This window comes from Streptomyces sp. NBC_01506 (assembly GCF_045040295.1).
In the GTDB taxonomy this organism is placed as follows: Bacteria; Actinomycetota; Actinomycetes; order Streptomycetales; family Streptomycetaceae; genus Streptomyces.
On sequence record NZ_CP109422.1, the window covers coordinates 519553 to 533448 of the forward strand.

13 protein-coding genes and 1 pseudogene are annotated in these 13896 nt (G+C 70.9%); 7 read left to right on the forward strand and 7 right to left on the reverse strand.

The genetic code is table 11. The annotated features are described in order from the left end of the window. Positions 1-267: 267 nt before the first annotated feature. Positions 268-1020 carry an IclR family transcriptional regulator gene (locus OG329_RS02265; protein WP_405792268.1) on the reverse strand — a complete coding sequence of 251 codons (753 nt, stop codon included), beginning with the start codon at positions 1018-1020 and terminating at the stop codon, positions 268-270. Between the two features lie 107 nt (positions 1021-1127). On the opposite strand from OG329_RS02265, the gene OG329_RS02270 reads away from it, so the two are divergent. Both OG329_RS02270 and OG329_RS02275 read left to right on the forward strand, forming a co-directional pair. Further along, positions 1128-2294, forward strand: coding sequence for a pyridoxal-phosphate-dependent aminotransferase family protein (locus OG329_RS02270; RefSeq protein WP_405792270.1), 1167 nt, complete (start codon positions 1128-1130; stop codon positions 2292-2294). Positions 2295-2378: 84 nt separating this feature from the next. Beyond that, positions 2379-5384 (forward strand): FAD-binding and (Fe-S)-binding domain-containing protein, encoded by a 3006-nt coding sequence (locus tag OG329_RS02275; protein ID WP_405792272.1) that lies wholly within the window; start codon positions 2379-2381, stop codon positions 5382-5384. 32 nt (positions 5385-5416) lie between these two features. Here the strand turns inward: OG329_RS02275 and OG329_RS02280 are convergent, their stop codons facing one another. After that, a complete protein-coding gene (locus tag OG329_RS02280) occupies positions 5417-6490 on the reverse strand; it encodes an alkene reductase (RefSeq protein WP_405792273.1) in 1074 nt (357 codons plus the stop codon). 116 nt (positions 6491-6606) lie between these two features. On the opposite strand from OG329_RS02280, the gene OG329_RS02285 reads away from it, so the two are divergent. Continuing rightward, positions 6607-7023: a MerR family transcriptional regulator gene (locus OG329_RS02285; protein WP_405792275.1), complete on the forward strand. Its 417-nt coding sequence runs from the start codon at positions 6607-6609 to the stop codon at positions 7021-7023. A 58-nt stretch (positions 7024-7081) separates the two neighbouring features. Here the strand turns inward: OG329_RS02285 and OG329_RS02290 are convergent, their stop codons facing one another. After that, positions 7082-7648: a TetR/AcrR family transcriptional regulator gene (locus OG329_RS02290; RefSeq protein WP_405792277.1), complete on the reverse strand. Its 567-nt coding sequence runs from the start codon at positions 7646-7648 to the stop codon at positions 7082-7084. Positions 7649-7751: 103 nt separating this feature from the next. Between OG329_RS02290 and OG329_RS02295 the strand changes: the two genes are divergently transcribed. Continuing rightward, positions 7752-8687, forward strand: coding sequence for an NmrA family NAD(P)-binding protein (locus tag OG329_RS02295; protein ID WP_405792279.1), 936 nt, complete (start codon positions 7752-7754; stop codon positions 8685-8687). 60 nt (positions 8688-8747) lie between these two features. On the opposite strand, the gene OG329_RS02300 is transcribed toward OG329_RS02295, so the two are convergent. After that, positions 8748-9488, reverse strand: a complete 741-nt coding sequence (locus tag OG329_RS02300) for an AraC family transcriptional regulator (protein ID WP_405792281.1) — start codon at positions 9486-9488, stop codon at positions 8748-8750. A gap of 54 nt (positions 9489-9542) precedes the next feature. On the opposite strand from OG329_RS02300, the gene OG329_RS02305 reads away from it, so the two are divergent. Beyond that, entirely contained in the window at positions 9543-10820 is a 1278-nt protein-coding gene (locus OG329_RS02305; RefSeq protein WP_405792283.1) for an MFS transporter, read from the forward strand. On the opposite strand, the gene OG329_RS02310 is transcribed toward OG329_RS02305, so the two are convergent. Next, entirely contained in the window at positions 10738-11322 is a 585-nt protein-coding gene (locus OG329_RS02310; protein WP_405792285.1) for a hypothetical protein, read from the reverse strand. The two genes, OG329_RS02305 and OG329_RS02310, sit on opposite strands and share 83 nt — an antisense overlap. 60 nt (positions 11323-11382) lie before the next feature. After that, positions 11383-12288 carry a zinc metalloprotease HtpX gene (gene htpX, locus OG329_RS02315; protein WP_405792287.1) on the reverse strand — a complete coding sequence of 302 codons (906 nt, stop codon included), beginning with the start codon at positions 12286-12288 and terminating at the stop codon, positions 11383-11385. A 142-nt stretch (positions 12289-12430) separates the two neighbouring features. Here htpX and OG329_RS02320 point away from each other — a divergent pair, with 142 nt between their 5' ends. Continuing rightward, positions 12431-12997 carry an FABP family protein gene (locus OG329_RS02320; protein WP_405792289.1) on the forward strand — a complete coding sequence of 189 codons (567 nt, stop codon included), beginning with the start codon at positions 12431-12433 and terminating at the stop codon, positions 12995-12997. Positions 12998-13020: 23 nt separating this feature from the next. On the opposite strand, the pseudogene OG329_RS02325 reads toward OG329_RS02320, so the two are convergent. Then, positions 13021-13137, reverse strand: a pseudogene (locus tag OG329_RS02325) (SDR family oxidoreductase); the annotation flags it as partial. Positions 13138-13167: 30 nt separating this feature from the next. Here OG329_RS02325 and OG329_RS02330 point away from each other — a divergent pair. Then, a complete protein-coding gene (locus OG329_RS02330; protein WP_405792291.1) occupies positions 13168-13875 on the forward strand; it encodes a helix-turn-helix transcriptional regulator in 708 nt (235 codons plus the stop codon). The last annotated feature ends 21 nt before the right edge of the window (positions 13876-13896 follow it).

A 13896-nucleotide genomic window follows, 5' to 3' on the forward strand; every position in this document is an offset into this window, starting at 1 on the left:
GACCGGGTCCCGGAGAAGCCCAGGGATGGGTGAATCATTCCGCCAGACGGAAATTGATTTCCGCAGTCGGGAGTATTGGAGAGCTTTTCCCGTGGCGTCAAGGGGCCTGCCGGAATCCTTCTCGACGGACATGGCGGTGGTTCGGCGGCCCGGCCCCCTCGCCGTCCGGCCGGAACCGCGCCGGGAACCGCAGCGGGAACGAGGCGGCCCGGCCCTCGTCGTACGGACCGCCTCGCGCCACTCAAGTCCGTTGCCGGACGGGCCCGTTCACCCCTCGCGCGAGTGGCCCAGCGCCGCGCTGACCTGCCGCGCCGTCTCACTCACCAGCGCGCCGTACGCGGCGGTCGACTCCGGAGTCATCCGGCTGGTCGGCATGTTGACGCTGATGCTCGCGACCGGGATGCCGGACTCGCCCAGCACCGGAGCCGCGACGGCGGAGACGTCGGAGCGCCATTCGCCGGTGTTGGTCGCGTACCCACGCTCGCGGATCCGCGCCAGCTCGGCGAGCAGCGCGTCCCGGTCGGTGACGGTCGCCTCGGTGAACTCCTCCAGGCCCGCCGCGAGTTGACGCTCGATCACCTCCGGCGGGCTGGCGGCGAGCACGGCTTTGCCGTTCGCGGAGGCGTGGATGGGCAGATGGATACCCAGGGCCAGGATGATCCGCACCGCCTTCGAGGTCTCCAGGCGCTCGATCAGCACCACCTTGTCGCCGTCCGGGACGGTGAGATGAACCGTCTCGTCGGTGCGTCTGCGCAGGTCCTCCATGAGCGGCACGGCCACGTCACGCAGGCTCAACTCCCCCGTGGCACGGCGGCCGACCTGGAGCGCCTTGGTGGTCAGGACCCAGCGGGTGACCTCACCGCCGGCCGGTCGGATCCAGCCCGCGGCATCCAGGGTGCGCAGCGCCCGCTGCGCCGAACTCTTGGGCAGATCGAGGGCGCGGGCCAGGTCGCCGACGCCCACCGGCTGACGTGCGGCGACCTCTTCCAGTACGCGAAGTGCGTTGAGAACGCTCTGCATCCGTTGACTCCCGAGTGGTCGGCTCTTATGCTCCGTGTGCCATCAGACGATACATCGTGCCACATTGTGGCACACGTCTTGCCTACCTTTCAAGGGAGTTGGCCAGCGTGACCACTCACACCGGGCGGCACTTCTTGCAGATCCCGGGCCCCACCAACGTCCCCGACCAGGTGCTCCGCGCCATGTCGGCGCCGACGATGGACCACCGGGGCCCCGAATTCGCCGCGTTCACAACAAACTTGCTCGCCCGGCTCGGGCCGGTCTTCGGCACCACGGGACCCGTCGTGGTCTTCCCCGGCTCCGGCACCGGGGCCTGGGAGGCGGCACTCGTCAACACGCTCAGCACCGGCGACCGGGTCCTGCACGTCGAGACCGGCCACTTCGCCACCCTCTGGCAGCGCATGGCCACCGACCTGGGCCTGTACGTCGACTTCGTGCCGGGCGACTGGCGGCACGGCGTCGACCCGCAGGCCGTCGCCGAACGCCTGGCGGCCGACACCGCCCGTACGCTCAAGGCCGTCTGCGTCGTGCACAACGAGACATCGACCGGCGTCACCAGCCGGGTGGCCGAGATCAGGCGGGCGATGGACGCGACGGGACACCCGGCGCTGCTCCTGGTCGACACCATCTCCTCGCTCGGCTCGATCGACTACCGGCATGACGAATGGGGCGTCGACGTCACGGTGGCCGGCTCCCAGAAGGGGCTGATGCTGCCGCCGGGCCTGAGCTTCAACGCGGTCAGCGAGAAGGCCCTCGCCGCCTCCCGCACCTCGCGGCTGCGCACGTCGTACTGGGACTGGCAGCCGATCATCGAGGCGAACCGGCGCGGCTTCTTCCCGTACACCCCCGCCACCAACCTCCTCTACGGGCTGGACGAAGCCCTGCGGATGCTTGCCACGGAGGGGCTGCCCGCCGTCTTCGCCCGGCATGACCGGCATGCCGCCGCCACCCGGGCGGCCGTGCGCGGCTGGGGACTTGAGGTGCTGTGCGCCGACGAGCGGGAGCATTCGTCCGCGCTCACCGCCGTCCTGGTGCCCGACGGCGTGGACGCCGACAAGGTCCGGGCGATCATCCTCGACCGGTTCGACATGTCCCTGGGCGCGGGGCTCGGCAAGCTCGCCGGGCAGATCTTCCGGATCGGCCATCTCGGGCACTTCAACGACCTCACCCTCGCGGGCACCCTCGCCGGGGTGCAGATGGGCCTTCAACTGGCGGGCGTACGCGTGGATCCGAGCGGGCTCACGGCGGCGCTGGACGTCCTGAGCGCGGAGTGAACGCGCTGTGAGGCCGCAGTGAGTGCGCGCAGTGACCGCGCAGTGAGCACGACTGAATGTGGATCACCGAGGAGGTTGCCGAGCATGACCGTCACCAGGGGCGAGCGCCCCACCCACGAGAGCGCGGAGAGCCAGGAGTTGGCCCGCGAACTCCAGCAGGACCTCGTCCGGGACCTTGACGGCGAGGTCCAGTTCGACGACTACACACGGCAGTTGTTCGCCCGCGACGCCAGCATGTACGCGATCACCCCGCTCGGGGTGGTCTTCCCCCGGCACGCCGACGACGTCGCCGCCTCGGTCGCCGCCGCGGCGGCGCGCGGGGTGTCCGTGGTGCCGCGCGGCGCCGGGACGAGTCTGGCCGGCCAGACCGTCGGTCCCGGCCTGGTCCTGGATCTGTCCCGGCACATGAACCGCATCGTGGAGCTGGACCCCGGCAGCGGTACGGCGCTGGTCGAGTCCGGAGTCGTACAGGACCAGCTCAACCGCGCCGCGAGCCCCTGGGGGCTGATGTTCGGCCCGGACACCTCGACCAGCAACCGGGCCACCATCGGCGGCATGATCGGCAACAACTCGGCCGGCAGCGGTTCGGTGCGCCACGGCATGACCATCGACCATGTCCGCGAACTCGACGTGGTGCTCTCGGACGCGAGCCGGGTCCGGCTCGACCGCGTGGACGAGGCCGAACGCGCGCACCGTGCCACGCGCTCCACCCTGGAGGGCGCGCTCTACCGCGAGCTGCCCGAGATCGTACGGGCCAACGCGGCGGCCATCGCGGAGGGCTTCCCCGCCCACTGGCGCCGGGCCTGCGGCTACCGGCTGGACCGGCTGGCGCGCGAGGACACCGTCTTCGACCTGGCGAAGTTCGTCGTCGGTTCGGAAGGGACCCTCGCCGTCGCGACCAGCGCCCTGGTCGATCTGGTGCCCAGGCCGAGCCGTACGGTGATCGCCGTCGGCCACTTCACCTCCGTGGCCGGAGCCATCGACGCCACACAGGACGCGCTGGCCTGCGACCCGGCCGCCGTGGAGCTGATGGACCGTACGATCCTCGATCTGTCCCGCCGCAAGATCGAATACGCGGCGCTCGGCGAGCTCCTGAACGGAGACCCCGAGGCCCTGCTTTTCGTCTCCTTCAGCGGTGACGACGAAGCCGCGCTGCTGGGGCAGTTGAAGCGGCTCACGGGGCTGTGGTCCCGGCACGGGCACGGCTACCACACGCTGCGAGCGGTCACCCCGGCCCAGCAGTCCTCCCTGCTGAAGGTCCGCAAGGCGGGCCTCGGTCTGCTGATGGCGGCCAGCGAGGGCACCCGGCGCCCGCTGGCCTTCGTCGAGGACACCGCCGTCGATCCCATCCATCTCACCGAGTACACCCGCAGGTTCAAGGAAGTCCTCGACCGGCACGGGATGACAGCCGGTTTCTACGGGCACTGCTCGGTCGGCTGTCTGCACATCCGGCCCTATCTCGACCTCACCGACCCGGCGGACGTGGTCAAGATGCGCAGCGTCGCGGTGGAGATCAAGGATCTGGTCGCCGAGTACGGCGGCGTCAACTCCAGCGAGCACGGCGACGGGCTGGCACGCAGCGAATTCAACCGGGAGATCTTCGGCGACGCGCTGTACGAGGCGATGCGGCAGGTCAAGAAGGTCTTCGACCCGGACAACGTGCTCAACCCCGGCAAGATCGTGGACGCGCCGTCGATGACGGAGAACCTGCGCGACGCGGCGCTGCTTCCCGTGGAGCCCTTGCGCACCCGGCTCTCCTTCGAGGTCATCGGCGCGGGAGCGGGGCAGGGGGCGGACGACGGTGGCGGGGGCGCCATGCGCGCGGCGGCGGACCGGTGCATGAACATCGGCCTGTGCCGCAAATCCGGCAGCGGCGCCATGTGCCCCTCGTACATGGCCACCCGTAAGGAGGAGGACTCCACCCGCGGCCGGGCCGCCGCCCTCGTCAAGGCGCTGTCCGAACCCGACCCGCGCGCCGCGCTCGGGGACGAGCGCCTGCACGAAGTCCTCGACCTGTGCCTGATGTGCAAGGCGTGCAAGAGCGAATGCCCCCTCGGTGTCGACATGGCGACCCTCAAGAGCGAGGCGCTCTCGCACCACCACGACATCCACGGAGTGCCGCTGCGCTCCCGCGTCTTCGGATCGATCCGGTTCCTGAACCGAATGGGCTCGGCGACCGCGCCGCTGTCCAACCTGCCGGGGCGCAGCGCACTGCTGCGCCGGCTCATGGACCGTACGGTGGGCATCGCCCCGGCGCGCCCGCTGCCGGTGTTCGTACGCCAGAACCTGTCGCGCTGGTTCCGGCGCCGTAAGCCCGCCACCCACGCGGTCACCCAGGGCACCGTCACCTATCTCGCCGACTCCTTCACCACGTTCACCGAGCCGGACATCGGCCGGGCGGCCATCCAGCTTCTGGAACGGGCGGGTTGGGACGTAAAACTGGAGAGCGGCGTGTGCTGCGGGCGCTCCAGCCTCTCCAAGGGGCTGGTGGACGACGCGAAGGACAAGGCCCGCCATCTCGTGGACACCCTGAGCGCGTCGACCGAGGCCGGCTCGCCGGTCGTGGGCTGCGAGCCCTCATGTCTGATGACACTGCGCGACGAACATCTGTCGCTGCTGCCGGACGACCCCTCGGTCAAGGACATCGCCGGGAGGGTGCGCCAGGTCGAGGAGCTGCTGGTCGAAGCCGTCGACGACGGGCGGCTGCGACCGCGTGAGGACTCCTGGCTCGCCGGGCGCACGCTGGTCTACCACGGTCACTGTCACCAGAAGGCGGAAGTGGGAACGGCCGCGACGGTCGCGCTGCTGAACCGTATCCCGGGCGTCTCGGTGGTCGAACTGGACGCCGGGTGCTGCGGGATGGCGGGATCCTTCGGCTTCGAGTCCGAGCACTACGACGTGTCGATGACGGTCGGTGAGGACCGGCTCTTCCCCGCGATCGAGGCCGAGCCGCCGGAGACGGTCGTGGTCGCGACCGGGGTGTCCTGCCGGCAGCAGATCTTCCACGGCACCGCGCGCGACGCGTGGCACCCGGTCCAACTGCTGTGGGAGGCGGTCACGTCCGACAAGGCGCCGGTCACGTCCGGCTGAGCCCGGTCGGCTCGCGTCGGACCGACGGTGCGTCAGGCGGCGTACGCGTGGGCCGAGTAGGTCAGATAGCCCGAGTCGCCGCCCTGGTAGTACGTGGCCTCGTCCACCGGTGCGAGGGGCAGTTGGCCGCGCAGCCGTAAGACCAGGTCGGGGTTGGCGATGAAGGCGCGGCCGAAGCTGATGAGGTCGGCGCCGAGGCCGAGCCAGTGGTCGGCGTCGTCCCGGCCGGTCTGCTTCGGTCCCAGCGGAAGGACGGGGTTCATGACGAGGGTGCCGGGCCACGCCTTGCGCAGGGGGATCAGTACCTCTTCGTCGGTGGTGGCCTCGATATGGATGTACGCCAGGCCGAGTTGGGCCAGTTCGGTCAGCAGCGCGGCGTACAGCTCGGGTACGTCGCTCTCCTCAACTCCCCAGAAGGTCCCGCCCGGTGAGAGACGGATGCCGGTGCGGTCGGCGCCGACGGCTTCGACGGTGGCGGCCACCGCCTCGACGGCGAACCGGATCCGGTTGACGACCGGGCCTCCGTAACGGTCCGTGCGCAGGTTGGCGTTGGAGGACAGGAACTGCGAGATCAGATAGCCGTTGGCGCCGTGCAGCTCCACCCCGTCGAAGCCGGCGTCGACGGCGCGGCTTGCGGCTCGCGCGTACGACCGTGCGTGCTCCGGCACCTCGGCGATGTCCAACGCGCGTGGCATCGGGGCGGGTTGGGGCCCGGTCGGGGTGAACACATGACCGACGGCGGGGACGGCGGAGGGTCCGACCGGCTGCTCACCGATGGTTTCGGGGTGCGAGACCCGGCCGCCGTGCATGATCTGGGCGAAGATCCGGCCGCCGTTGGTATGGACGGCGGCGGTGACGGGGCGCCAGGCGGCGACCTGCTCGTCGGTGTGGAGTCCGGGCGTACCCGGGTTGGACTGTCCGATCACACTCGGCTGCACCCCTTCGCTCACGATCAGCCCGGCCGTGGCCCGCTGGGCGTAGTAGGCCGCCATCGACGGGGTCGCCAGTCCGCCGGCGGCTGCCCGGACCCGGGTCATCGGCGCCATGACCACACGGTTGGGCAGGGTGAGGCCGCCGAGTTGGTAACTGGTGAACAGGGTCGTCACGTCAGGGCTCCTTCGTGGTCCGCAGTGCCCGGAGCTCGGGTACTACGGCTACGCTAAAACCTCACATCGACGTCAGAGGCAAGCCCTGTGACGCGGCACACAGCAGGGAGGGCCTTGTGCGGATCGGTGAACTCGCGTCACGCGCCGGAGTCAGCGTCCGGTCGGTGCGCTATTACGAGGAGCAGCGCATGCTCGCCAGTACCCGCAGTTCCAGCGGGCAGCGGCACTACACGGAGGCCGAGGTCGAGCGGGTCGCGTTCATCCAGCGGCTGTACGCGGCGGGCCTGTCCAGCCGGACCATCGTGGAGCTGCTGCCCTGCGTCGACTCGCCCAGCGCGAAGCACTCCGACTCGGCTCTGGAGCGCATGGCACAGGAGCGCGACAGGATCTCCGCGCACATCGCCGACCTTGTACGTACGAGAGCGGCGCTCGACGAGGTGATGGCGACGGCGCGGGAGTACCGGGAGCGGATGGGAGAGGGCGGCCATGAGGCCGCTCGCCGCTCCGACGTCCCGGTGGGTTCCGCGCGGTGAGCCGAGTATCGACCGACGCGTAGCGGCCGGCGCCTGACGACCGGGGCCCGCGCCTCGTTCACCCCTGCGGGCTCAGTCCCGCCACGGTGAGCCGAAAGAGCCGGTCCGCCTGGGCGGCGGGGTCGGGGTGGTGCTCCGTGGCCAGGGCGATGCCGACGACCAGTGTGATCAGGTCGGCGACGGTGACCCCGGCCGCCACCGCGCCGTCCCGTGCGGCGCGTCGCAGCAGCGGGGCTCCCGCTTCCTCCAGCGCAGACGAGCAGGCGTTGTCGTGCACCGCGTCGGACGTCGATCCGTCATAGGCGAGCGCCGCCGCCAGCCCGCGGGCCGAGGCGGAGTAGGCGACGACGTCGCTCAGCCATTCCAGCAGCGCGTCCCTGCTGTCGTCCTCGCCGGTCAGTTCGTGGGCGCGGACGCTCAGAGCCTCGATCCGTTTCCGGGAGACGGCTTCCAACAGGGCGCGGCGGGTGGGAAAGTGCCGGCGCACGGTGGCCGAGCCGACCCCGGCGGTGCGGGCGATCTGTTCCAGGGAGGCGTCCGCGCCGTGGGCGGCGACCTCTTCCTCCGCCACGGCGAGGATGAGTGCGTAGTTGCGCCGGGCGTCGGCGCGCTGGTGGTCGGGCATGGCGCCACCTCCGGCTTTGTTAAGTGGCGGGTCCCGCCGTATCGTACCGGAGTAGAAACGGCGGGCCCCGCCGTTTCGGTCTCGGCACGCCCGGAGGAGCACCATGCCCACTCGTACCGCTACCGCTACCGCACCCGTCCTGGTCACCGGCGCCACCGGCAGACAGGGCGGCGCGACCGCCCGTGCGCTGCTCGCGGCGGGCATACCCGTCCGCGCGCTGGTCCGCGACCCGGCCACCGACCGGGCCGGAGCAGTCGAAGCGCTCGGCGCCGAACTCGTCACCGGCGATCTGCGTGACCGCGACTCCGTGGTGCGGGCCGCCAAGGGCGCCCGCGCCGTCTTCTCCGTACAGATGCCCGGCGTCAACGCGGACGGTTTCGACTTCGCCGGCGAGGTGGCCCAGGGCGTCAACCTCATCGAGGGCGCGAAGGCGGCCGGAGTGCCGCAGTTCGTGCACACGTCGGTCTCCGGAGCCGGGCAGCACACCGAGTCTCCCGGCTGGGCCGAAGGCCGCTGGCGTGCCATGGAGCCGACCCTGGGCGCCAAGAGCGCGATCCAGGACCGGCTGCGCGAGGCCGGCTTCGCGCACTGGACGCTGCTCAAGCCGGGCTTCTTCATGGAGAACTTCCTGCCGTCCATGGCGTTCCTGTTCCCTCGCGGCATCGAGGGCGGTCTGGTGAGCGTCCTGAATCCGGGGACCGAGCTGTCTCTGGTCGCGGTGGACGACATCGGCGTGGCCGCCGCCGCTGCCGTCGCCGCGCCGGAGCGCTTCGACACCGTCGAGCTGGAGCTGGCGGGCGACGTCCGGTCGATGACTCAGATCGCCGAGTCCCTGTCCCGCGCCCTGGGTACGCGGCTGCCCGCGCCGGACATGACGGAGGAGGAAGCCCTCGCCGCCGGAATGCCGCCGATGGGCGCCTCGCACGAGTGGCTGAACGTGGTCGGCCAGCCGGCCCACCCCCGGTTCGCGAGGGATCTCGGCCTCCCCGTCACCGGCTTCGAGGACTGGGCGCGGGAGCACATGCGGGCCACCGCCTGACCCGCCCGCCCGTGCGGCGGCCGGTTCGCCCTTCGGGCAGGCGCCCGGACCGGCGGGCCGTCATCGCTGATGGGCGCCGGGGGTGTGTCCGAAGGCGCGGCGGAAGACATCGATGAACGCGCTGGCGGACGACCAGCCGCACAGATGCGCCACGGTGGTCACCGGGGTGTTCTCGGCGAGCAGCACCAGGGCGTGGTAGAGGCGCAGTTGGGTGCGCCACTGCGGGAAGGTCATGCCGAGATCGGCCTTGAAGAGACGCGAGAGCGTACGGTCGCTCGCGCCGGCTTCCCGGCCCAGCGCGGCCATGGTGCGGCCGTCGGCCGGATTCGTACGCAAGATCTCGCACACCGCCCTCAGTTGAGGGCTCGTCGGGGTCGGCAGATGCAGGGGCCGCTGGGGTGAGGCCCGCAACTGGTCGAGCAACACGGCCCGCAGCCGCGCGCGTTCGGGACTGTCGTCGTGCGGGGTGTGCGTGTGGGCGAGGATCAGTTCACGCAGGAGTGGGCTGACGCTCAGCACGGTCGGCTCGTCCAGTCCGAGCGGGTTGTCGCTCGCGGGGAGGCCGACCGTGCGCAGTTCGAGTTCGCCGTGCGCCTGGTGGGCGTGCGCGGTGCCGGCCGGTACCCATATGGCGCGCGTCCCCGGCGCGATCCACGTACCGGCGTCGGTCGTGACGGCCAGCACTCCCCGGCCCGCGTAGACGATCTGGTGGTCGTCGTGGCGATGGGCGTCGATGGCGGCGCCGGGCGCGAGCCACCGGGTATGGGTCGGCGCCACCGGCTGGTGGCGGATTTTCGTCATTGTCTGGCAGTTTATCGGAAGCGCGACAGGACGCTCGGCGATGACCATGACGAGGTGCCACGAAACAGATCGATCCTCCTGCTGTCGCTCGGCCACGCCTGCGTGGACGTCTACCAAGGTGCCGTCGCCTCGCTCGTCCCGTTCTTCGTCGCCGAACGCGCCTACAGCTACGCGGCGGTCTCGGGCATCGTGCTCGCCGCTTCGCTGCTGTCCTCGGTGGCTCAGCCGGTGTTCGGCCTGCTCACCGACCGGCGGGCGATGCCCTGGCTGCTGCCGGTGGGCACGCTTCTCGGCGGAGTCGGCATCGCCCTGAGCGGTCTGAGCGGTTCCTACGCGCTGACGCTGGCGTTCGTGGCGGTGTCCGGTGTCGGGGTCGCCGCGTACCATCCCGAGTCCGCCCGCGTCGCGCGGCTCGCCAGCGGGGGCAGCCACAGCGCGATGGGCTGGTTCTCCCTCGGCGGCAATCTCGGCTTCGCCACCGCGCCGCTCCTGGTCACCGCGGTCGTGGCCACCGGCGGTCTGCGTCTGTCGCCGCTGCTCGTGGTGCCGGCCCTCGCCGGCAGCGTGCTGTGTCTGCCCGTCCTGCGCGCGCTGGACAGGACGGTACGAGGCGGCCCCGGCACCGCGATGGCGGCGGGCGCCGACGACAAGGGCGCGTTCGTCAGGATGTCGCTGGCCGTGGTCTGCCGGTCCGTCGTCTTCGTCGGTCTGAGCACGTTCCTCGCGCTCTACGTCCAGCGGCGTCCGGGCGGCAGTGAGGCGGCGGGCACGGCGGCGCTGTTCGTGCTCTATCTCGGCGGCGCGGTGGGCTCCGTGCTGGGTGGCAGGCTGGCCGACCGCTGGGGCCGGGTCGCGGTCGCCCGCTGGTCGTACCTGGTCAGCGGGCCCGCCGTCGCGGGGGTCGTGTTCGTACCCGGTCCGGCGATGTTTGTGTTCGTGGCGCTGACCTCCGCCGGCCTGTATGTCCCCTTCTCACTTCAGGTCACGCTCGGGCAGGACTATCTGCCCACCCGCGTGGGCACCGCGGGCGGGATCACCCTCGGGCTGACCGTCAGTATCGGCGGCCTGGCGAGTCCGCTCATCGGCCGCCTCGCGGACGCGACGTCCCTGCGTACCGCCCTGATGCCACTGATCCTGATGCCCGCCCTGAGCTGGCTGCTGTTCCGCACACTGCCGGAGCCCACGCCGCCGAACTTCGCGGCCCAGGACACCGGGGCACCGGACACCGGGGCGGCGGGCATGGGGCCGGTCACAGCCCTGGAGCACCCCAGACGGGAAACCAGCGAGCCAGATCGCTCTCGATCCGCAGATCGTCCCCCAGAACTCCGCTGACCTGTAGCTCCCGCTGGTTGTCCCGCTTCTCGACGCTGCCGGGCCGGGGCGCGAAGGGGTAGAAGGTGCCGCGCTTGTAGAGATAGACGAGGGCGAGTGGCCGCTGCTCCACGTCGCGGAAACTCATCAGGGAGCACAGGAGTTGCGGGCCGAAGCCGCCGTCCTGGAGCAGTGTGTTGACCGCGTGCAGATCGTTGACCAGCGTGGCCGCGTCGCCGGGCGCCCGCCGTACGAGCAGCCAGGTGTATCCGTACGAGTCCTGGCTGAACTCCACGGGGTGGCCGTCCTGCCCGGTGTCCGCGTCGAGCAGTTCCTGGACGTCCTGTCTGATCCGGGCGAAGCCACCCCCCTCGACCCCCGCGAAACAGACGGAGCCGAGGCCGGTGGGTGCGTAGCCGGCCCCGGCCTGGAGGGTGAGCGCGGCGGACGGGAGGGCGAAAAGCTGGTCGAGATCGGGTCGGACCGGTTTGCTCCGGCCGAGGATGGTGTCGAGAAGGCCCACAGGACCAGCTCCTCAAGGTGACGATCGGACGGGGCAGTGGGGCGGGTGCGACGGGCGGGGTTACGGACGGGCCAGCTCGGCGGACATCCGGGCAAGCTGTTCGAGCCGCTGCTCCAGCGGCGGGTGGGAGGCGAGCAGCCGCCCCAGGCTCTCGCCGGAGGAGAAGGCGGGTACGAAGTAGAAGGCGTTGTACGGCTCCGCCTTCCGCAGGTCCCGCGTCGGGATCCGAGCCATCTGGCTGTCCACCTTCGTCAGCGCCGACGCGAGTGCCGATGGCCGTCCGGTGAGCAACGCCGCCGTACGGTCCGCGGACAGCTCCCGATAGCGGGAGAGCAGTCGCGTGAGCAGGAAGCCGACCGCGTACACCACCGCGCTGACCAGCGGAATCACCAGGATCGCGAGACCTAGGGGCCCGGAGTTGCCGGCGCTCCTCGACAGTCCGCTGTACAGCGCGAAGCGGGTCAGCAGGCCCGCCAGCACACCCAGGAACGACGCGATGGTCATCACGGCGACATCGCGGTGCGCGACGTGCGACATCTCGTGGGCGAGGACGCCCTCCAGTTCCTCCGGTTCCAGTCTGCGGAGCAGCCCGGTGGTGACACAGACCAGGGCGCTGCGTTCGCTCCTGCCGGTGGCGAAGGCGTTCGGTATGTCGCTGTCCGAGATCGCCACCTTGGGTTTCGGCATATCGGCCAGTGCGCAGATACGGTCGACGGTGCCGTGCAGCTCGGGCGCCTGCTCGGGGGTGACCTGATGCGCGCCCATGCCGAAGGCCGCGATCTTGTCGCTGAACCAGAACTGCGCGACGAAAAGACCCACGACGAAGATCAGGATCACCGGCCAGAACTTGCCCAGCACGGCCAGGAGCACACCGACCAGGACCACGTACAGCAGACCGATCAGGAACATGGTGGTCACCATGCGCGTGGTCAGGCCGCGGTCCTTGGTGTAGCGGGTTCGGGTCATAGGTCGCCTCCATCAGCTCGCTCTCCTGCCATTTTCCTCCTCATCCCGGCAAAACGTCGTAAATAGAATGTAGGGAGGAGCGGGCCGGCGGCGGCACTACGCTTCCAACCGGCACCCGGCCTCTATCCCAGGAGCGCGAACCGTGTTCGACCCCGTACCGGAGCACCCGTACCCCGACGCCCAGCACCCGGACGAGGCCCCCGCACCGCACGCGCTGCTCACGCCCGTGCTCGGCCTTCTGGGGAGCTGGCACGGCCGGGGACGCGGTGGGTATCCCACGCTCGCCGGGGACTTCACGTACGCGCAGGAGGTCACCTTCAGCCATGACGGCCGCCCCTTTCTCCGTTACGAGACCCGGGCCTGGCTGCTCGATCCCGACGCCGAAGCCGACGACGCTCCGCTGCGCCCGTCGGCGCGGGAGAGCGGCTGGTGGCGGTTGCAGCCCGACGGCCGCGTGGAGGCGCTGATCATCCAGCCCACCGGTATCGCGGAGATCGCGGTGGGGCAGGCGGCCGGCGACGCGGTCGATCTCACCACCCATGAGGTGGCCCGCACGCCCACCGCCAAGGAGGTCGACGCCACCCGGCGGCGCTACACCCTGGCCGAGGACGGCACGCTCACATTCGTCCACGATCTGGCGGCGGTGGGACAGCCGCTGCAACACCACCTCTCGGCGCACCTGCGCCGCCGGGGGCAGGGCACCCCGTAACGAACGCTTGTCCGTCGTACCTGTCAGGCGGGCAGGAATCCGCCGTCGACCGGCAGGGTGGCGCCGGTGACGAAGCTCGCCTGGTCGGACAGGAGCCAGGCGGCGGCGGTGGCGATCTCCAGCGGCCGGCCGAGACGGTTCATCGGGCTGAAGGAGTTGAACTTCGCGACGTGCGCCTGGAGCAGGGCCGCGCCACCCGGCCGTCCGAGCAGGTCGTGGCGGCGCTGGCCCGCTCCCTGCATCTGGAGACGCCCGAACGCGATCACCTCTACCAACTGGCGCATCTGCCGCCGCCCGTGCCCGGACGCGTCTCGTCGCACATCCCGCCGGGCGTCCAGCGTCTGCTCGCCGGACTCGGGGATCAGCCGCTGGCCGTCTTCGGGGCGGACTGGGCGCTGCTGACGTGGACGCCGCTGTGGTCGGCGCTGCTGGGTGACCCCGCCCGGATCCCGGAGAGCCGGCGCAATCTGGTGCTGGACACGTTCCTGCCCCCGGCCGTCCCCGGGCACTGGCCGGTGCGCTCAGAACGCGGCCGGGGCGCTGTGGAGGCGGCCCTCGCCGCCGACCTGCGTACCGCCCGAGCCACCCACCCCGACGACCCCGGTCTGCGCCGGCTCGTACGCGAATGCAAGACGCACAGCCCTCGTTTCGCCCAGTTGTGGTCCCAGGGAGCCGTGGGATCGCACCTTCACGACCACAAGACGATCACCCACCCCCTGGTCGGGGACATCACGCTCGACTGCGACGTACTCACCGTCCCCGGGGCGGACCTCAAGATCGTCGCGTACACGACACCCGCCGGAACCCCGGCCGCGCGGAAGCTCGACTTCCTGCGTGTCACCGCCGTCAACGCCCCTGTCGGCACGGACGTCCCGTAGTCCGCCAGGTCAGGGCGGAGA